This window comes from Bifidobacterium catenulatum PV20-2 (assembly GCF_000800455.1).
GTDB classification, from domain to species: Bacteria; Actinomycetota; Actinomycetes; order Actinomycetales; family Bifidobacteriaceae; genus Bifidobacterium; species Bifidobacterium kashiwanohense_A.
In genome coordinates this window covers 1895102-1912878 of sequence record NZ_CP007456.1, presented here as the reverse complement: position 1 = coordinate 1912878, position 17777 = coordinate 1895102, and the positions used below count along the sequence as shown (strand labels likewise).

The following is a 17777-nucleotide window of genomic DNA, read 5'->3' as shown; positions in this document are numbered from 1 at the left end:
ACACTTCTTGGACCCCTGAGGACCGCGTGGTAGTGCCCGAAAGGTTGCGTACTTTTGGTCGTGGACGTCCATGGCACGATGATCAGTTCGCTTTCACGAGGTTGTCACCGAGCCGGGACATGTCGAGATAGCGGCGGGTCGACCATTCGTTCGCGGTGACGTGACGGATGCGGGCGCATATGAGCATCAACGCGCTGTTCCCGTCGGGGAAGCCGCCCACCACGCGCGTGCGCCGGCGGATCTCCCTGTCCGGCCGCTCGATCATGTTGTTCGTGCGGATCCTCCTGCGGTGCCCGTCCGGGAACTCGTCCAGCAGGTAGGTCGTCGTCTCGCCGACGCCCTCGCGCAGGCAGGTCGCGGCGGCCTTGAGCCTCCTGGCCTTCATATCGGACGCGACGGCGTCCGCCTTGTCCAACGTGGACTCGCATGATTCCATGGCGAACACGGCCTTCAGGGCCGCCGACGCCCATTCGCGGTGGCTGGGCGGCACCTTGGAGAGCACGTTGCGCAAGAAACGCACCATGCGCCGCTGGTCCCTCGCCTTCGGCAGCATCGAGTCCACCGTGGCGACCAGTCCCGTGCACCGGTCGTCGACCACGAGCCGGACGCCCTTCAGGCCGCGTTCGATCATGCCGCGGAAGAACCGTTCCCAGCTGGCGGAATCCTCCCTCATGCCCTCGGCGACGCCGACGGCCTCGCGGTGACCATCCTTGCTGGCGCCGATGGCGACCAGGATGCCGACGTTCTCCACGCTTCCGCCCCAGGAGCGCTTGTGCCACACGCCGTCCACGAACACGTATGGGTACTCGCCCTCCAACGGCCTCGTGCGCCATTCGTCGATCTCGGCGTACACGCGCTTGAGCTTGTCGCTCAATGCCTGGGATGGCATGCGGTCGCCCCACGGCAACTGGCCGGTGTCGTCACATGCCTGGTGGACACGCCGGCCAGGTACATGTCGATCAGCGCCTCCTCTACGCTTTCCCCGCGTCTGCGGTAGCGTTCGATCACCGCGGACTCGAACAGGGCGCCCTTCAATTTCGGCACCTTGAGCCCGGGCCTGCCGGCCTTGGCGGTCAGGCTCCGCTCGTAGTGGCCGGCCCGGTACGCCTTCCGTCCGCCGGAACGCCCGTATCTCGCGGCGTTGGCGATCTCGTCCGCCTGAAGCGTCGGGCATCGCGTTGACGATCCGCTCGACCTTCTCGCGCACCATGGCGTCGAGCTTGCTCTCGAACATGCCCTGGTCGAACTGTATGATTTCCCTGGACATGGCCTCGTGCCTCTTTCCAATCGCGGTTTTTCATTGTCTGGCGACTGAAAATCGTACCCGGCACGGCCCATGTCCTTTTCCATCAAGGCCGGAATCCGAAAATGCGCAAGAATTCAGACGTTATCTTCATGACTGCGATAGAACGTGTGGCTGAATGACTGAATCAGTACGGGAATGCGGTCAATGCTGTGTCGACGATTATTGCAACTGTCATAGCGGTAGTGGGAATTGTTGTCTCCTGCAGATCTATTGGTGTCGCTAACAGAGCGAATAGAATAGACCAGGGTTCTTTCGATTATTCACGAGAGAAGGATCGGAAAGAAGAGGAACGTGCTCAGGCGGTGCTTGTCTCAGCCTGGGCGACACCGGACGGTGACGGCTATCTGGAGAATGAGGCGGAGAGGAAAATAGTCGTCACCGTGTGTAATGGCAGTTTTCAACCGGTGTACAACGCTATAATTTCCATGGGAGCCATTCAAGGTGGTGCCCCAGAGCTAATTACTGGTGACGATGCCGTTCCTATTGGTACGTTGCTGCCAGGAAAATACTAGGTCGAAGTATCCAAGCCGACACCTGGAATGTGCGCGAAGTTCAATGCTTCTTTAGGTTTTACTGACTCTAAAGGGCTTTCGTGGGCTCGGGACGCCAAAGGCAAGCTCTTTCAAATTGATGAGCACCTCTATGACTATTTCGAGTTGTCCCTTCCCGTGGGTGTTTTGGGCGCTCTGGCACCTGTTCACGGCGACTGAGTGTTTGTCTGCCCCCAGAAGTTTGAGATCTATCGTGTGGTTTGTCGCAGATTCTCTTGGTGCTGCCGATTCTCAGGTGCGTGTTCACCAGCGGGACGCGGATTCTGCGCAGCGTGCTCACTCGGTGAGCAAGGTGAAGCGGCGCTCGATTGGGGTAATCCCATCAGTGGGGTAGTGTCTGTCGTTTCTCACTCTGCTCAACCATGCTTGTCGCGAACTTCACGGATTACGGTCTGTGCACGGTGGACGGCGTCAGCGCGGCGGTCAAACCCGGTGCGGGGCATATCGTTTGCCCTGCCCGCGATGCCAGATATCTGAGGCTCAAGTGGTACTGGTTCTTCTCTCCCGCCCGGATGAGGGCCATGGTAGCTCTTCCTCCCTGTTGTTGGTCCATCTTCGGCTTTAATCAAGCCGCTGCTCCCAGGCGGGTCATGGCTTGGTCTGATTCTCTCCTCAGCAGGGCGTGATTGCCTTGTCCGTGAATGCCCTCTTGGTATTGAACGCAGATGAGCGCCGCTACCTGTTCGGCAAGCTAAAGCAGAAGCTGGGGTGATGAATTGTGAGGATTGGCTTGTCGCTATCCGATAGACTTAGGTTGCAAGACATTACGCTGATGCGTCTTGTCAGAGCCAAGGATGTTTCTGTAGGGTCTGTTGAGAGGAGCGCAGATGACTGATGTATATACGACTGAGCTGGTTGCTCTTGGTGCGAATCTGGCGCAAATGGCTGTTAAAGGTACGGCCACTGCCGTGTCAGCTAAGATTCGAGCAATAAAAGATGAGAAGAATGCTGAGAAAATACGCAATACATATGACGAGATAGTCAATGAGCTTCTTAGCGAGCGAGAAGAGGCCGTTAGGATTGCACAGGCGTATAAGTCGGAGCTAGAGAAGGTCGTTATCAGCGATGAAGATATTCAGCATCTTCATAATACGGTTGCAAATATTTTGAAGATTATGACGGATATTCAAATTGCTGGCGCCGAAAGGGCAGGAGAAGCTGCTGTTGAGGCAGTGAAAGAACAAACCAAAGTATATGAGCAGTTTATGGAACTGATTAGTGTGGATACCCTTAAAACTATGCAGCTAATTGGTTTCAACTATAAGACTGCCATAGGAGAACCTCTAACTCTTATGCTCAAGAATTTCCTTCTTTCAAAGGTAGAGGAACCTGACTCTGTAAGTATGTTCGAGAAAGTCTTAACACCGGAGTTGGTTGAAATATTGAAGGATGATACAGCATATGAGAATTTCAGAGAGATACTTGGAGGAAAATCAAATGATTAAGTGAACGCATTGTCTGTTCAATGTGTTTCGGCAGCAGGTTTCCTTGTATGCCACATGAGGAAACCCGCTGGATGCTCTGTGTCGCCGATAATTCGGTTATTTAGGAATGTACCTGCTGCGGTAGGAATATTTCTTTGACTCTGGTGAGTATGACCTGGGAAGCACGACTTATGAGCGCGACTGGTACGAGTTGCATTCGGACGGATTGTGCATTCGCAACATTTCATGCAAGGATGTCGTTCCCACTGCACAGAAAACCCACCTGTCTATGTTGTGCAGACATCATCAGTGCTATGCATAATCTCGCTTAGACAGCGAGGTTGCTGTCCTGCAGTAAGTCGAAACGACTTGGAGTTATGCCTGCGTCATGTTCCATGCGCTCGATACATGGCAGAACCATTTCAGTGCGCTCCTCGGCGGATTCAGGTGCTTTAGCTCTTTGTTTCTTTGCTGAAAGAATCTTTGTCCATGTTGCGTTGCATTTATTAGGAGGCATAGTTCCATAGGGGCCGAAGAAATCCGACTTTGATTCAACCGCTGGTAATGCAGAATCACAATCTGGAAGGAAGACCGGCCCAATTGGGGCAGTAGTATACGAAAGCCATGCTGGGTCAAAATCTTTTGAAATTAGAACAGCTGGGAATGGGTGTGCTGTCCCGCAAAGTATCCGAGTAACTTCGCCATTTTGATACATGAATTTTCATTTCAAGTGCAACGGCCGGAAACGGCAAGGGCCCATGGGTCACCGATACGATGGTGCTTGCGACAGACAACCAGACATCGGAGGACGCATGGGCCGGTACGCACATCCTGCACTGGCGGAGCGCGAGGAGATCATGCTGATGCGGCACGAGGGCAGGAGCTAGGCCGACATCGCAAGGGCGACGGGCAGGGACCGGTCGACCATCAGCAGGGAGATGCGCAGGATGTTTATGGTCAAATAAACGTGTATGGCGTCACCACCAAATCTGAACGGCATAAGCGTTCATATTGGACACGGACGGCGGACGGAAATGGCATCGGCGGAAGAAAAGCGCCGGTGCCGTACGGTTCCTGATAGATTCCCGAGTGCTAACAACCAACACATGGTCCTCGGGAGGAAAGGAATGACGACACCGGTGCGTATTCAACAGAGTATCAGGCGGCTCGAGACGAACGGCCTGACGCATACGCAGATAGCCAGGGAACTGGGCGTTTCGCGGACGACCGTGGTCAAGTACGCGACCCGCGATTATTCGCCCGTTCCGCCGACCGGGGGAACTGCGAGCCGTTCCCTGGTCGCGGGCGAGTACGCGCGCAAGGCCGACGAATGGCTCGAGGCCGACCGGCGCATGCCGCGCAAACAGCGGCACACCGCCCGGCGCGTGCACGAGCGGCTCGTGGAGGAATGCGGCTTCGAGGGCAGTTATTCGTCGGTGCAGCGATGGGTCAAGCGCTGGCGCCAACGCCACCGCGGCGAGGCCGAGGGGTTCAGTGAGCTGGAATGGGCGCCGGGCAGCGCGCAGGTCGATTTCGGCCAGGCCCTGGCCGTGGTCGCCGGCGTGGAACGGACCGTGCATTTCCTGGTGGTCTCGTTCCCGTACTCGAACATGAGATACGTGGCCGCGCTGCCGGGAGAGACCGCGGAATGCGTGTGCCATGGCCTGAACAAGGTGTTCTCCCATGCCGGCATGGTCCCCCGCGTGCTGGTGTTCGACAACGCCACCGGGGTCGGCCACCGCAGGGCCGACGGGACCGTCACCCAGACGAGGCTGTTCTCGCTGTTCTGCGCGCACTACGGTTTCGAGACGAGGTTCTGCAACCCGTATTCCGGGCACGAGAAGGGCAGTACCGAGAACGCGGTCGGTTTCCTGCGCCGCAACCTGATGGTGCCGACGCCGTCCGCGGAGGGATGGGACCGGCTCACGGACGCGTGGCTGGAACGCTGCGACGAGATCGCGCGCGGCGTCCACTACCGCGAGGACGTGCCGATCCGGGACCTGTTCGAGACGGACCTCGACCACATGCTCCCGCTGCCGCCGTCCATGTTCGACGCGTGCGACTGGCGCGGGGTGAAGGCCGACAGGACCGGAACGGTCACGATCGACTCGAACCGCTACCTCGCGGGCCCGAAATGGCATTCCATGCGTCTCATGGCCGGCGTGCGGGCCCTGCGGGTCGAGCTGCGTTCCATGGACGGCGAGCCGATCGTCACGCTGGAGCGCAGGTGGGGCCGCAGCCCCGACACCGCGATGGACCCGCTGTCGCTGCTCGCCATCATCGCGCGCAAGCCGCGTTCGTGGGGCGAGAGTCCCATACGCTCCGACTTCCCGGAGGAGACGCGCGTGCTGCTCGACCGGATGGAGCCGCGCGAACGCGGCCTGCTGGTCGACGGCATCCGCCGCGCGGCCGTGGCGAGTGGCTTCCGTGCGGCCGCCATGGCCGTCGTCGAGATCGTCGCCGCGGGCAGAAGGCCCGACAGGGCCGCGATCGACCAGACGGCCAGGCGGATCGCGCAGGGCGACGGTCCCGAATCGAGGGCCAGGCTCGACACGTACAGCAGGTTCATGAGGGAGGACGGCGATGAGTGAGTCGACGGACGCCGCGGCGGCCGGACGCAGGGGCGGGCGGACCGTGAGCAAGTCCACCCCGGACGAGGTCATGGGGCTCGCATGCGGGCTGCCGTTGACCAGGAGCGTGCTGCGTTCCGTGGTCGCGGACGCCACGCCCGGCCAGCTCGGCGTGCTGGCCGACCTGTTCAGGGCCGAGAACGCCAGCCGGACGGAATCCAGGCGCGCCAGGCTGATCAGGAACGCGGGATTCCCGTGCGTCAAGGGCTTCGACGGATACGACTGGGGCATGGCGTCGTTCCCCGCCGACTGGGGGCGCGAGCAGCTCATGGGCCTCGGTTTCGTGGACCGGGCCGAGGACCTCGTGCTCTACGGCGACGTTGGATGCGGCAAGACGCACATGGCGGTCGCCACGGGCATGCTGGCGTGCGAGAGGGGCATGCCGGTGAGGTTCTTCACCGCGTCGTCGCTGGTGATGCGTTTGCGGCGGGCGAGGGACGAGAACCGGCTCGACGCGGAACTGCGCGCGATAGGCCGCGCCAGGCTGCTGGTCATCGACGAGCTGGGCTACCTGCCGATCGACATCGACGGGGCCAGGCTCCTGTTCCAGGTCGTCGCGGATTCCTACGAGAAGCGGAGCGTGGTGTTCACCACGAACCTGGAGTTCGGACGGTGGGGCGAGGTGTTCGGCGACGGCGACATGGCCGCCGCGGTCATCGACCGCATCGTGCACCACGGAAGGATCGTCAGGTTCCGTGGCGAGTCGTACCGCAACAGCCACTCCCTGATGAGATAAACGAAAAGAGGGGAATCTGCCGGACCGCCGGTGACGGTGTCCATTGTGAACGCCGATGGTGTTCAGATTAACTGGTGACGACACGCAGATTTATTTGACGAAAGACAGGCGTTGGCGATCTCGTCGGCCTCGGCGTCGAGCATCGCGTTCAATAGCTCGGCGACCTTTTCGGCGACCAAGCGGTCGAGCCTGGTCTCGAGCAGGTTCTGGTCGATCTGTATGATGTTCTCGGGCATGGTTCCGTCTCCTGGCTTCCAATCGCGGTTTTTTGTTTTGGCGAATGAAAATCGTACACAGGACGCGGGCCATGCCTTCTTACGTCAGACCCGGAATCCGAAAGTGCGCAAAAAATCGGGCGTTATCGCTCAAGGCCGCGGGATTCCCGAACGCGAAGGACATCGAGGGATACGACTGGTCGAACCTGCGCATGCCCGCCGACTGGGGACGCGCGCAGATCGAGGCGCTCGACTTCATAGACCGTTGCGAGGACCTCGTGCTCTACGGGCCCGTCGGCACCGGCAAGACCCATCTCGCGGTCGCGTTGGGCAGGCTCGCGTGCATGCGCGCGATACCGGTCAGGTTCTTCACCGCGACCGGGCTGCTCATGCGGCTGCGCCGCGCGAAGCGGGAGGACCGGCTCGACACGGAGCTCCGGCAGATCGCCAAGGCCAGGCTCCCGGTCATCGACGAGTTCGGCTACATGCCGATCGACGAGGAGGGATCCAGGCTCCTGTTCCAGGTCATATCGGATTCCTACGAGACCCGGAGTGTGGTCTATACCACGAACATCGAGTTCTCCGGCTGGGGACGCGTGCTCGGCGACAAGAACATGGCCGCCGCGCTGATCGACCGCACCGTGCACCACGGCAGGCTCATCAGATTTGAGGGAGGCTCCTACCGCAGCGAGCACGCCCTCATGACCAGATAACCAAGAAAAAGGCGGCGGACCCGACGACGCAGTTTCTGCTGGAAACCAGCCGCCTATACTGCTGAAAAATAGTGCCCATACCGTGGACGCCAATTTGCAGAAACACACCTGGATTTGAACATGCGGTAGCCGCGCGGCGTGATGAACCCGCAGTCCAGCGAAGCGGCCAGCGCCCTGCAGATCGGCCCGACCCTGAAACGGTCCTTGAATTCGTCGATGTAAGCGACCATCAACGCCGTGTCGGGTCGAGCCGTGCCGCGAAAAAAGCCGACGCCGTCGTCAAGATCTCGTTCGCCCGCCTCAATCGCGCGACCTCGGCCCGCAAACTCTTCAACTCCGCCATCGCGTCTTCGGCCGACTGCTTGGTCTCCGCCGCGACCGTGGCGTCCGTCTTGTTGCGCGACCCCCAGATCCTTGGCGACCTGTTCGATCGCCTTGGTCTCCGACGAATACGAGCCGCGCGACTCGGTCAACAGCCTGACGGCCTTCGCCTTGAACTCCGGCGTGTATCTCGTTCCTTTTGCCATGGTTCCATCATCTCCTCGAGTTAGGGGAAATGCGGAACAAAAATCAGTTCATATCATGCTTCAAAAGAGAGAAGTTTGCTGAAAATTCTCTCTTTCATTATATTCCTCCGCAATTTGCGATATTGGAGTATTGGTTACGCTCACAAAATCAGGCAGAGTCATTTCAAAAATACGTCCTTTCTTTTTTATTTCCCCTTTCACCATAAACATAACCTTTGCCTTATGCGCACGAATAGCGTCTTGATATTGCTCAGAGGAAAGATGAACAGACAGCATTGAAATAGCTGAGATACTTGCATTCGAAACTAGTCTCATTTTAATCAAATGATGAGGGTTTCTCGCGGAATTATCTAGACGGGTTACCTCGCCAGCAACCAAAACTCTAATAGGTTCAAATTCTCCTTTAAGGCAGAATTTACCTCTGTCTACCCATTCACTCATATAAGAGCCAACAGATATCTCATAGGTCTTTTTCTCCGAAGGAACATCTTTCACCGGCTGGGCAACCGTTATCTGAGTTTCTTTTTCGTCCAACAAACATGATATTGCATCCAATAATTCATAGGAGACACCATCTTGCACTAGTTCATTAAAGAATTCATAGTCAATATCGCTAGCATTTTTCCCAGATGTTTCATGAAATCCTGACTTAAAAGATTGCAAAGAACTGACTATTGTATTGGTTACATCTCTACCTAAAATATAATCAGAATCCATCAGCTGATTTTGAGAATTCTTTTTAGAGCTAATAGAAAATCTATGCTCAGAAGGTACGTACATAGTTACAATATAACTACCAATTTTAGTTTGTCCCATGAATGATTCAGACAACACAGACTCTGCAGCCGCATGCGCAGTTTGAAGATAATGCGCTTTTCTATTTCTCAAACCAACCGCAGTCGCTCGAGCACCAGCGTTCAATATGCCTTCAGCACCTAAGACCAAACGCCTTCCCTTATCCCAAGGAATAAGGCCGTCTTTTACCCCCGTTTCTTCACGAATCTCCAGAGGATCAAATTGACGCGAAGAGAAAGACCGATATTCCTCCTTGAAAGTTTCAAAATTCTTCCCATAGATCAATTCAATTTCGTGATAAGCCTGCTCTAAGTAAAATTCATAATCATCAGTCGATTTATCCTCTGGTATAGTAATCAATAAATTTTCCATACCTGATCCAGAATGAGGAAAACTCCAATATGTTGCCTTACCGTTAAAAGATGGACGGCAGCTCCAACCATATTGCTTCAACATGGCTTTTAGCATCGAAACATCATTAATCATAATTTTATTCCTTTGCTAATCTTTTCCATTATCATGCATAAAGAGGCGTCATCAAAAACCTGATTGACAGGGGCCGACACTTTTACTCGATCTGTTTCTTTTTTAGGTAATCCAGCCAAAGAAACCCAATAGCAACGATTTGATAAAATCATTCCAGATTCATCTGGCTGTTTAGTTATCCACTTATCAACTGTGTCAGGGATTTCCATAATCAGAACTAGATTAGGATGAATCGGATTTCGGTTAACCTGCATATTATATCGTTGCCTTGATAAAAAAGCAGATATACACGTCCGGTTAACGTCCCAACAATGGGAAGCTGACACAGCCTTAAGCTGTAAATCCACTTCAGAGTCAGGAACACCCTGAGAATTATAGCGCTCGATTTTAAGATCAAAACCTAAATCAATATGAGAATCCCAACACTGGCATCCTGCCGCTGCCGCTACAGACTTGACATACCCCGTCTGGAATTCTTCCATCCAATTAGTATGCCGCTGAGGCGAACTTCGCTGAATCGTAAGACCAGGATTCGCACCACTCACTTCGGCTAAACTGACCATAAAAGAATGGTATAACACGGTTCCTTGCCCATATACTCAAGGAATCACCATATGGGCCAATACCGAAACACAAAATGATTCTTACGCACTTTCGTTTAATCCACTTCGCCCACTCTAACATTGCGGATAACCTTGCAAATCTCTGGCATAAGCATTATTATGATATGAACTGATTTTTGTTCCGCATTTCCCCTAACTCGAGGAGATGATGGAACCATGGCAAAAGGAACGAGATACACGCCGGAGTTCAAGGCGAAGGCCGTCAGGCTGTTGACCGAGTCGCGCGGCTCGTATTCGTCGGAGACCAAGGCGATCGAACAGGTCGCCAAGGATCTGGGGGTCGCGCAACAAGACGGACGCCACGGTCGCGGCGGAGACCAAGCAGTCGGCCGAAGACGCGATGGCGGAGTTGAAGAGTTTGCGGGCCGAGGTCGCGCGATTGAGGCGGGCGAACGAGATCTTGACGACGGCGTCGGCTTTTTTCGCGGCACGGCTCGACCCGACACGGCGTTGATGGTCGCTTACATCGACGAATTCAAGGACCGTTTCAGGGTCGGGCCGATCTGCAGGGCGCTGGCCGCTTCGCTGGACTGCGGGTTCGTCACGCCGCGCGGCTACCGCATGTTCAGATCCGGGCCCGTCAGCCGCATGGCCGCCAGGCACGAGGCGCCGGCCCGCGACATCCTTCTGGTCCACTCGGATTTCTTCATGGCCGTGTACGGGTACCGCAAGACGCACGCCCGGTCGTCGGCGCGGGGCTGGGATCCGGCCGAGATCGGCCGCGGCCGGGTGATGAGCGTCATGCGGGAATCGGGAATCCGCGGCGTGCGCCGCGGCAGGACGCCCGTCACCGCCAAACCGGCGAAGGGCACGGGCGGCAGGCCCGACCTCGTGGAACGCGGGTTCGAGGCGGAGGCGCCGAACCGGCCGCATGTGGCCGACATCACCTACGTGCGCATGGACAACGGCTCGTTCGGCTACACGGCGTTCGCCGCCGACGTGTTCGCTCGCAGGATCGTCGGCTGGGCGCGCGCCACCACCATGGACACCAGGGAGCTGCCGCTACAGGCGCTGGAACAGGCGATATCATGGGCCGCCTCGCATGGCGGCACGGACGGTCTCGTGCACCATTCCGACCATGGCGCGCAGTACATCGGCCTCGTGTACGCCACCAGGGTCGGGGAATTCGGCATGCTTCCCTCGACCGGCACGGTCGGCGCCTCGTACGGCAACGCCATGGCCGAGAGCGCCGACGGCGCGTACAGGACCGAGCTCGTCTGGCGGCGCAAGCCCTTCCAGGATTTTGAGGGACCTGGAATTGGCGACGTTCCGGTGGGTCTCGTGGCGGGGACCCGAAGCGTCTGCACTAGTCCTTGGGCTACAGGACACCAGAACAGACCGAAACCGAGTATTATGCAAACCAAGCGGCGCAAACCGCCCCACTATAAGGGCGGAACAAAAATCAGGCCATATCAAAACATAAGTGTCTCCGAGTTTGTCTGTACAAAGGTACAGTTTGGGGCCTGTTGCCGATGGATTTGGTAATAGGTGATTGTCCATGGCGGGTTCTGGCCAAGGAGATTGATGGGGCCAAACCTGCTCTGTTTTTTGCAATGATGGTAAAAGTGGATGATGACCTTCGTGGTGCGAATGCTCAATTGTAGAAATGGACATATGAACAAGTACGGGGGTGTATCATTGATGATAGCGGAGTCAATGCTGATTCCGACGAACACGACTGGTTCTAATAAACAATAACAAGAGGATAGAATAAAATGAATAAGAAAATTTGTTTTTATACGTCAGAAAAAGAAGCAAAAAAAGAGGCTGAAAAAAATAATAGACACGTTTTTTATCTCGAGGCAGACAATTGGGATGATTATGGATTTAAAACTCTTTTTATTCTTTATAAAGTAGATAGCTATGGAAAACTAAATTCTGTTGGTAGGGTTAGAATTGCTCAGAAGGATTTTCATTCGGGGAGACCGGAGCTGCCGCCTGACCCTTTTGACTCGCTTGATGAAAATTATTTTTCTCTAGGAGCGGATAAAGAATACTACAGTGACTTGAAGAAACTCAAGTTTTTCAACAATGTACTAATGGCGCTTCAGGATGTCGCATACTTGGGCACAATTGATGAATGCGAAAGTAAGTGTAAGAAATTATATGCAAGCGAGGAGGTTTTTCGAAGTTCTTTATTGCGGGATAAAGACATAGCAACTGCTACACGCGACTATCGCGGTATCGTCAAAGATGATGTTCGTCATTACAAGATGATTAGTTTTTCATACCAGTTTAATTCTGAGGGGAAAAATTCATACGATACATATTCTTCGAAGGAGTTAAAGTGTGTAGTGCAGTTCAAAGATTTTCCTCCATCAAACATTCATGTATTGATTGGTGCAAATGGTGTGGGAAAAACGAAGCTTTTAAATCAAATTGTTAAAAGTTATATTTTTGATAAAAATAGTTCTATTGATGATATAATTGAAGAGGACTCTGTTCCTATTTCCACTATTGGTGTTGATACAAGAAACCAATTAGGGGAACTGAAATTTGCTGAAGATGTTGAACGCAACGATAAAGAATTATCTTTCAGCCACATTACTTATGTTCCAGTCGACTTGACTGTAAATAATGATACATTCAATGTCGTTCCAGAGAAAAATGGAGAAAGAGTACGTAAGCTAGTAAATATTTTTGTGGCTGGTGAGCTTTGCGGAAAGAAAAATGAATCTAGTGTTTTTATTGAGAATTATAAGCAATTAAAAGTGGAGCAAGGAAATAGAGCGGAAAAGATTATCGAATATTATTCGATGCTTCTAGGCGCTCTTACTGGGGCGGGGTGTTCGTTTATTCCTGTTTTGGATAGCTATGTTTTGCAAGACGAAAAAGAAAAGTTTGCTAAGTGGTTTAGTGAAGAGAACCTAAAAAAAACTTAGCTCTGGGCAGTTAAGAGTTCTATATCTTTTCTATAGTATGACCAACATTGGTAAGCGTGGCTTGTATGTAATCGATGAGCCGGAAAATAGTCTGCATGCTCCTTTGTTGAGCGCATTTATGTACGTGTTGCGGAATGTGCTTGTTGAGAAGGAAGCTATGGCAATTATCGCAACGCATTCGCCAATCGTTTTACGTGAAGTTCCAAAAAAATGCGTACACATCCTTCAATCTGTTGAGGGGCTACGTTGCGTTATATCGCCGACAATTGAAACTTTTGGTGAGAATCTTGGTGTGTTGCTTAATGAAGTTTTCGGCGTAAATGCTGATAAGAGCGGTTACTTTTCCTTTTTAAAAGACAAAATTGTGGAAGAGTACAAGGAAAAAGAATGCGAAAAAGAGGTGTTGGTACAGCGTTGCTTGGATAAATTCGGTGGAGAGTTTGGCATGGAAGCAAGAGCGTTACTCCCTTACATAACAGATGAAGCACTGGCGGAAATAGAAGAGAGGTAAAAGATGAAGAATATTAAAAATAAATTAGATAAGAATTTTCCTAAATCGTGCAGAAAGCGCAAAAAAGATGAGAGTTGTTCAGATTATTTAGACGATGTTTACCCACTCTTGAAACACATTTTGAAAAGTAAAAGGATTGCGCATAGAGAAGATGAAGATCTGGAAAATTTTGAAGAAAGAAAAATGGAAAGAGAAAAGGTAATTAATGAAGCGATGAAAGAAAATGCTAGGTTACTGAGTATCGGCTGGGAAAATTATGTAAAAAATGCAATCAAGAAAGAAGGTGATTGGAGAATTCTCTATAATAGAACGCAGCTTTCCGAATACTATAAATGGGATTCGCTTCCTCTGTGTCCGTATTGTGGTCTCGAAACTTGTGGAACACTTGATCATTTCTTACCTAAGTCGAAGTATTTGTTGTTGAGTACCACCCTTTTTAATCTAATTCCATGTTGTTTTATTTGTAATAATAAAAAAAGTAATATTGATCCAGCGAAAGAACATTTCTATAATCCGTATCTTGATGAAGTTAGTTCTGATTGGTTGTCTATTGATAGAATTGAACTGGATAATTTTACTTTGCAGATTACGTATAAGATTAATGAATCCATTAATTGTGAGGAAAAGATAAAAATATCGAACACGTGTGAAAAGCTTTGTCTATTAAAAAGATATTCTTTAAGAGCTGTTGAGTTTATTCTAAATCAAAGAAGAAATATTAAAAAAATGTGTGCAAGTGAAGAGGATGTCTGCAGGTTTTTTGAAAATATGTCGTTGTTTCTTTCGGATTCGGAGGATGAAGTTTGGAAGAAGGTTCTATGTGAATATATTCAGAGGAAAGAATCTAAAGATGTTCGAAGAGGCTTGATGGAGTATTGCGGTATTACAAATAAGTGGCTTTCGTGCAATGATGTGAAAAATATCGTTCCATTTCCTGGGGAAAAGCTGGATGATTATTTAATTCAAGTTGTTAAAGCCTATGGGGATAAAGACGTCTATTTCATTTCAGATAAAAAATATAAGCACAAAATTGTTTGTCTTGCATGTGAAGCCAATCAAATACCTCTTAAAAATAAGGAGAGTTTGAGGGTCTTTAAATGTGGAGTATTTGATTTTTCTGACTGCGAAGATGCGGTTTTCTATATTTTCGATTCGAGTAAAACCTGTACGGTGGGATGTTATAGATGTATAGGTCATGACTGTGGCGTAATTCTTCTAGAAAGGGCAGATAAAACAGAGCACGTTTAACCTATTCGTTGAATATTTGGCTACTGTCAGTCATATCTAGAAATTTAAATATGTAGATTTCGAATGTCGTCAAAAGAGAAAATGTAGTTGTAGCGGTTTCTGTCGGCAAAGAGGACGGAATTGCTTCGCTGATGATAAGAGACGGAAAACCATGAAAGAATACTCGTATTCCTGCCATCTGTAATACTGACATAGGTCTGGTCGTCGACGGCGACGACGCTACCGTGGAAAAGCAGTATGTTGCGTGCCGTAAGGGCTTCCGCGATTTTGCGGTACAAGGAGAGGATTTCCAGATAATCATCGCCATAGGTATCCAGTGCGGCGACTCGCGGGCGGCCTTTTGCGTATTCCTTGCAAGCTTCGGCACGTTCGGAATCGATGTCGTCTTGTGTGACGGTGATGGTGAGTCGGGAATCCGTGGATTCGCTGGAGTCCGTGATCCAATCGTTGCAGAAGTTCCGGGCATAATCATGTTGCACCGTAACGTCGATCAGCACGTCTGCAAGGCGAAGCGCGAAGCGCACCATACCATCCTCATTTTTCTGGAAATAAACGGCAATACGGAACAACATCATACAATCCGGGGCATTGCCTTGGTGCTTTCTGTTTACGTGCGGCAGCCTTCGCGATATATCCTTCTATATCGGGATAGGAGTCGTTTCGATCGGGATGGTGATGTTTCCGGGGCTCTTGGTCCCTATTCCCGATAGGGGGGCGGGGTCGTCAAAATGTATGAAAAGCGGCGCCTTGGATGTGTTTTTCTTGCCATGATCGCATGGTTCCGACCGCTTTGGCACGTTCCGCACTCCGTAAATGTCGCACGATTTCATTTTTCGGCCGTTTTTTGGAATCGTGCCGCATCGCACACCCCCGTAGTTGCAGAAAAGTGCCGGAAAACCCAGTTCGGGGGTATGAAATGCGTGGGAAAAACGCATTTCGGCAGGAAAAATGTTGCACGATTCGAAATTTGCCCCGAAAATCGGAATCGTGCAACAAAATTCGTCGGTTCCTTCCGTGGTTTCTTATTTCTGGCAGGTTCCCGCGGCATCTGTCTTTCAGTATCCTACAGTCTGCATGATTAAGGAATTCGTGCGTCTAACCTTATATCGGTCGCACGGATTTCTCTTGGCGGAGTCGTGATTGCCGGTATTATCGACGCCCCCTCATGAAACGTCATGCATTGAGCATCATCGCGCTGCTCTACTTGATGCCTTTTGTCGAATAAATCTGCATGCCGTCGCCAGTTATGCTGAACACTATTGGCGTTCAGCATAGACACCGTTCTCATCGCGAAACGTCGGCTTGACTGAACGTACACTATTGCAGATATTCTCCAACCTTGTCCACAAAGTGGCTGACATTAGCTGAATAGTTTGGATAGGCAATGCTTAACTGTTCATGATTTTGGGCGTAAACCAACACAACATTGTTGTATTCGTATTCGGTTCCCTTATTGGTCGCTGCCTCAATTTGGTCTTCAAGATCGCCGTATTTTTGCAATGCTTCAGAAAGCTGATCTTGGCGGAAAGACTCGATATCAAGGAGTTGATCTTCGCGAGAAAGTTTGAGGAGAAACAGCGTTGCCGCTTTATCCGTTGGAGGATTCAAAGGGAAGATGCTGTCTGTGGACGCTGCCAAATCATCCAATAAGCATGATGAGCATTCAAGCGTCTGAAGCTCTTTTACCAATTCCTTTTGGCTGCGTTCAAAGCCGGGAACCTGCGGGGCTCCCTCTTCGAGAGCGAATAGGCTGGAAACAATTTGAAAGAATTGAATCCTTTCCTGGTCTTCAGGCCCTACGGCCTGTCTACGAACTTCGGGGCTTTTGTATTCGGTGCCATAGATTTCTCCAGCGGCCTCAACAGCTGTTGCCCAGTAATGTTGAAGCTGTGTTCGAATCTGTACTTCCACCTGATAAGAGCCTGTTTGAGTCTCAGGTTTGAACAAAAGGTGGTGGGATCGGTAACCGGACTTTTGCGGATTGAGGATATAGTCCTTCTCTCCGCTGCCTTTCTTGAGAGGGATCTGAGATTTCAGAATTTCAGCCGCTTGACGGACCTGATTATTGGTCTCTAAAATCAGACGGCATCCTCCGATATCATCCAATTCGCCTAATTTCAGGTGGGTTTGGGCGCGTTGCAGTTTACGAATGATGGAAACGATTCGTTTGAGACGATAAGTGCAGACGGATTCGGCAAAATCATTTGAGCACTTTAAGACCTCTGAAAAACACTCTTGAGTGGCTTCGATATGCTGATCACGCCAAGCTTGTGCTGTATCGATAGCGAGCTGATATTCTTCCGGCGAAACTGATTGTGCTCCTGCACGTAAGATTTTCCCAGAATTGTTCGCTCTGTTCCGACTGATAGTGCCGAGGCTGATAGTAGTAAGGGGCGCGTCCATGGCCATCCACTATACTAGACTGATTTCAGATTTCATATATATGAAGGGAGGATTGACATGGCAACTGTGGTGGATGTCGCGGCGTACATTCTTAAACGCTGTGGAGCAATGACCACTATGAAATTACAAAAGCTCGCGTTCTATTCGCAGGCGGAATCTTTGGCTCGTCGTGGACATCCTCTTTTTGACGAAGATTTCCAAGCATGGCGTGGCGGCCCTGTATGTCGTGAACTGTATGCGCAGCACAGGGGAAAATTCCTTATCCGTGAAGGCGAGCTTCCTGTGAACGACTGTGAAAAGACGCTTTCTGAAGAAGAAAAGCAAACCATAGATGCAGTGTGCGCGGTGCTGTCGTCTCGTACGGGAAATGAGCTAAGCATAAGGACGCACGCTGAGAGCCCTTGGAAAATCGCGCGCGGTGATTTGCCGCCTTCCGCTCCATGCAGCACGATTATCAGCAAAAAGACAATTCAAGAATATTATGCCGCTAATCCCATTGTGCGGGAAAGTATGCAGAAACAAGTGCCAACGCCGAACTGAACCATAACCTGATTGCTGGACTGAACTCAGGTTCAGTGATTGGAGGTGCTGTCTTGTGCCTGCACAACGTTTGTTTCTGTCTGCACAGGTCCCGAAATGGCCGTAAAACTCGGGTTGTGCAGACGGCAGGCTACGTGGGGTGGGATATGAGGTTAAGAATACGTATCGCCTGTGGCGGAAATATTGC

At 51.7% G+C, this 17777-nt stretch carries 15 protein-coding genes and 4 pseudogenes; 11 read left to right on the top strand and 8 right to left on the bottom strand.

Annotated elements, in window-relative coordinates; translation table 11 throughout:
* Positions 1-82: 82 nt before the first annotated feature.
* A pseudogene (locus tag AH68_RS08225) lies at positions 83-1267 on the bottom strand (IS256 family transposase).
* A gap of 188 nt (positions 1268-1455) precedes the next feature.
* Between AH68_RS08225 and AH68_RS08220 the strand changes: the two are divergent.
* Both AH68_RS08220 and AH68_RS08215 read left to right on the top strand, forming a co-directional pair.
* Positions 1456-1818: a hypothetical protein gene (locus tag AH68_RS08220; protein ID WP_039199181.1), complete on the top strand. Its 363-nt coding sequence runs from the start codon at positions 1456-1458 to the stop codon at positions 1816-1818.
* Positions 1819-2684: 866 nt separating this feature from the next.
* Positions 2685-3302 (top strand): hypothetical protein, encoded by a 618-nt coding sequence (locus tag AH68_RS08215; protein ID WP_201772590.1) that lies wholly within the window; start codon positions 2685-2687, stop codon positions 3300-3302.
* A gap of 307 nt (positions 3303-3609) precedes the next feature.
* Here AH68_RS08215 and AH68_RS10645 read toward each other — a convergent pair whose 3' ends face one another.
* Positions 3610-3996 carry a hypothetical protein gene (locus AH68_RS10645; protein ID WP_144245722.1) on the bottom strand — a complete coding sequence of 129 codons (387 nt, stop codon included), beginning with the start codon at positions 3994-3996 and terminating at the stop codon, positions 3610-3612.
* Positions 3997-4174: 178 nt separating this feature from the next.
* On the opposite strand from AH68_RS10645, the gene AH68_RS11305 reads away from it, so the two are divergent.
* The 3 genes from AH68_RS11305 to istB (AH68_RS08200) all read left to right on the top strand — a co-directional run bounded on the left by AH68_RS11305 (position 4175) and on the right by istB (AH68_RS08200) (position 6647).
* On the top strand, positions 4175-4246 hold the full coding sequence (locus AH68_RS11305) for a hypothetical protein (RefSeq protein WP_144245777.1): 72 nt from the start codon (positions 4175-4177) through the stop codon (positions 4244-4246).
* 162 nt (positions 4247-4408) lie between these two features.
* Positions 4409-5872 (top strand): IS21-like element ISBad1 family transposase, encoded by a 1464-nt coding sequence (istA, locus tag AH68_RS08205; RefSeq protein ID WP_039199179.1) that lies wholly within the window; start codon positions 4409-4411, stop codon positions 5870-5872.
* Positions 5865-6647 carry an IS21-like element ISBad1 family helper ATPase IstB gene (gene istB, locus AH68_RS08200; protein WP_039199178.1) on the top strand — a complete coding sequence of 261 codons (783 nt, stop codon included), beginning with the start codon at positions 5865-5867 and terminating at the stop codon, positions 6645-6647. Before istA ends, istB (AH68_RS08200) begins: the two co-directional genes overlap by 8 nt.
* 107 nt (positions 6648-6754) lie before the next feature.
* Here istB (AH68_RS08200) and AH68_RS10630 read toward each other — a convergent pair.
* Positions 6755-6883, bottom strand: a pseudogene (locus AH68_RS10630) (IS256 family transposase); the annotation flags it as partial.
* Between the two features lie 116 nt (positions 6884-6999).
* On the opposite strand from AH68_RS10630, the pseudogene istB (AH68_RS08195) reads away from it, so the two are divergent.
* A pseudogene (istB, locus tag AH68_RS08195) lies at positions 7000-7575 on the top strand (IS21-like element helper ATPase IstB); the annotation flags it as partial.
* Positions 7576-7673: 98 nt separating this feature from the next.
* On the opposite strand, the pseudogene AH68_RS08185 reads toward istB (AH68_RS08195), so the two are convergent.
* From AH68_RS08185 to AH68_RS10395, 3 genes and pseudogenes are all read right to left on the bottom strand, one after another.
* Positions 7674-8102 (bottom strand): annotated as a pseudogene (locus tag AH68_RS08185) (transposase); the annotation flags it as partial.
* Positions 8103-8162: 60 nt separating this feature from the next.
* Positions 8163-9383 carry a hypothetical protein gene (locus AH68_RS08180; RefSeq protein WP_039199176.1) on the bottom strand — a complete coding sequence of 407 codons (1221 nt, stop codon included), beginning with the start codon at positions 9381-9383 and terminating at the stop codon, positions 8163-8165.
* Complete coding sequence (locus AH68_RS10395; protein WP_158332990.1) at positions 9380-9865, bottom strand: DUF4365 domain-containing protein; 486 nt, start codon at positions 9863-9865, stop codon at positions 9380-9382. The genes AH68_RS08180 and AH68_RS10395 overlap by 4 nt, the downstream gene beginning before the upstream one ends.
* Before the next feature lie 297 nt (positions 9866-10162).
* Here AH68_RS10395 and AH68_RS08175 point away from each other — a divergent pair, with 297 nt between their 5' ends.
* The 4 genes from AH68_RS08175 (at position 10163) to AH68_RS08160 (ending at position 14647) form a co-directional block, all read left to right on the top strand.
* Complete coding sequence (locus AH68_RS08175) at positions 10163-11491, top strand: IS3 family transposase (protein WP_236682386.1); 1329 nt, start codon at positions 10163-10165, stop codon at positions 11489-11491.
* Between the two features lie 230 nt (positions 11492-11721).
* On the top strand, positions 11722-12888 hold the full coding sequence (locus tag AH68_RS08170) for a hypothetical protein (protein WP_039199175.1): 1167 nt from the start codon (positions 11722-11724) through the stop codon (positions 12886-12888).
* A 37-nt stretch (positions 12889-12925) separates the two neighbouring features.
* Positions 12926-13399: an AAA family ATPase gene (locus AH68_RS08165; RefSeq protein ID WP_039199174.1), complete on the top strand. Its 474-nt coding sequence runs from the start codon at positions 12926-12928 to the stop codon at positions 13397-13399.
* A 3-nt stretch (positions 13400-13402) separates the two neighbouring features.
* Positions 13403-14647 (top strand): HNH endonuclease, encoded by a 1245-nt coding sequence (locus AH68_RS08160; RefSeq protein ID WP_039199173.1) that lies wholly within the window; start codon positions 13403-13405, stop codon positions 14645-14647.
* A gap of 44 nt (positions 14648-14691) precedes the next feature.
* Here the strand turns inward: AH68_RS08160 and AH68_RS08155 are convergent, their stop codons facing one another.
* Together AH68_RS08155 and AH68_RS08150 are read right to left on the bottom strand one after the other, a co-directional pair.
* Positions 14692-15222 (bottom strand): hypothetical protein, encoded by a 531-nt coding sequence (locus AH68_RS08155; RefSeq protein ID WP_039199172.1) that lies wholly within the window; start codon positions 15220-15222, stop codon positions 14692-14694.
* 742 nt (positions 15223-15964) lie between these two features.
* Positions 15965-17050: a RelA/SpoT domain-containing protein gene (locus tag AH68_RS08150; protein WP_158332989.1), complete on the bottom strand. Its 1086-nt coding sequence runs from the start codon at positions 17048-17050 to the stop codon at positions 15965-15967.
* 57 nt (positions 17051-17107) lie between these two features.
* Here AH68_RS08150 and AH68_RS08145 point away from each other — a divergent pair, with 57 nt between their 5' ends.
* Positions 17108-17590 (top strand): Panacea domain-containing protein, encoded by a 483-nt coding sequence (locus tag AH68_RS08145; RefSeq protein ID WP_039199170.1) that lies wholly within the window; start codon positions 17108-17110, stop codon positions 17588-17590.
* Positions 17591-17777: the final 187 nt, after the last annotated feature.

Coding starts and splice junctions, on each gene's coding strand:
- AH68_RS08150 (WP_158332989.1), bottom strand. CDS start 17,050: ATGGACGCGCCCCTTACTACTATCAGCCTCGGCACTATCAGTCGGAAC.
- AH68_RS08145 (WP_039199170.1), top strand. CDS start 17,108: ATGGCAACTGTGGTGGATGTCGCGGCGTACATTCTTAAACGCTGTGGA.
- istA (WP_039199179.1), top strand. CDS start 4,409: ATGACGACACCGGTGCGTATTCAACAGAGTATCAGGCGGCTCGAGACG.
- AH68_RS10645 (WP_144245722.1), bottom strand. CDS start 3,996: ATGTATCAAAATGGCGAAGTTACTCGGATACTTTGCGGGACAGCACAC.
- AH68_RS10395 (WP_158332990.1), bottom strand. CDS start 9,865: ATGGAAGAATTCCAGACGGGGTATGTCAAGTCTGTAGCGGCAGCGGCA.
- AH68_RS08155 (WP_039199172.1), bottom strand. CDS start 15,222: ATGATGTTGTTCCGTATTGCCGTTTATTTCCAGAAAAATGAGGATGGT.
- AH68_RS08165 (WP_039199174.1), top strand. CDS start 12,926: ATGACCAACATTGGTAAGCGTGGCTTGTATGTAATCGATGAGCCGGAA.
- AH68_RS08180 (WP_039199176.1), bottom strand. CDS start 9,383: ATGATTAATGATGTTTCGATGCTAAAAGCCATGTTGAAGCAATATGGT.
- AH68_RS08170 (WP_039199175.1), top strand. CDS start 11,722: ATGAATAAGAAAATTTGTTTTTATACGTCAGAAAAAGAAGCAAAAAAA.
- AH68_RS08160 (WP_039199173.1), top strand. CDS start 13,403: ATGAAGAATATTAAAAATAAATTAGATAAGAATTTTCCTAAATCGTGC.
- istB (WP_039199178.1), top strand. CDS start 5,865: ATGAGTGAGTCGACGGACGCCGCGGCGGCCGGACGCAGGGGCGGGCGG.
- AH68_RS08175 (WP_236682386.1), top strand. CDS start 10,163: ATGGCAAAAGGAACGAGATACACGCCGGAGTTCAAGGCGAAGGCCGTC.
- AH68_RS08215 (WP_201772590.1), top strand. CDS start 2,685: ATGACTGATGTATATACGACTGAGCTGGTTGCTCTTGGTGCGAATCTG.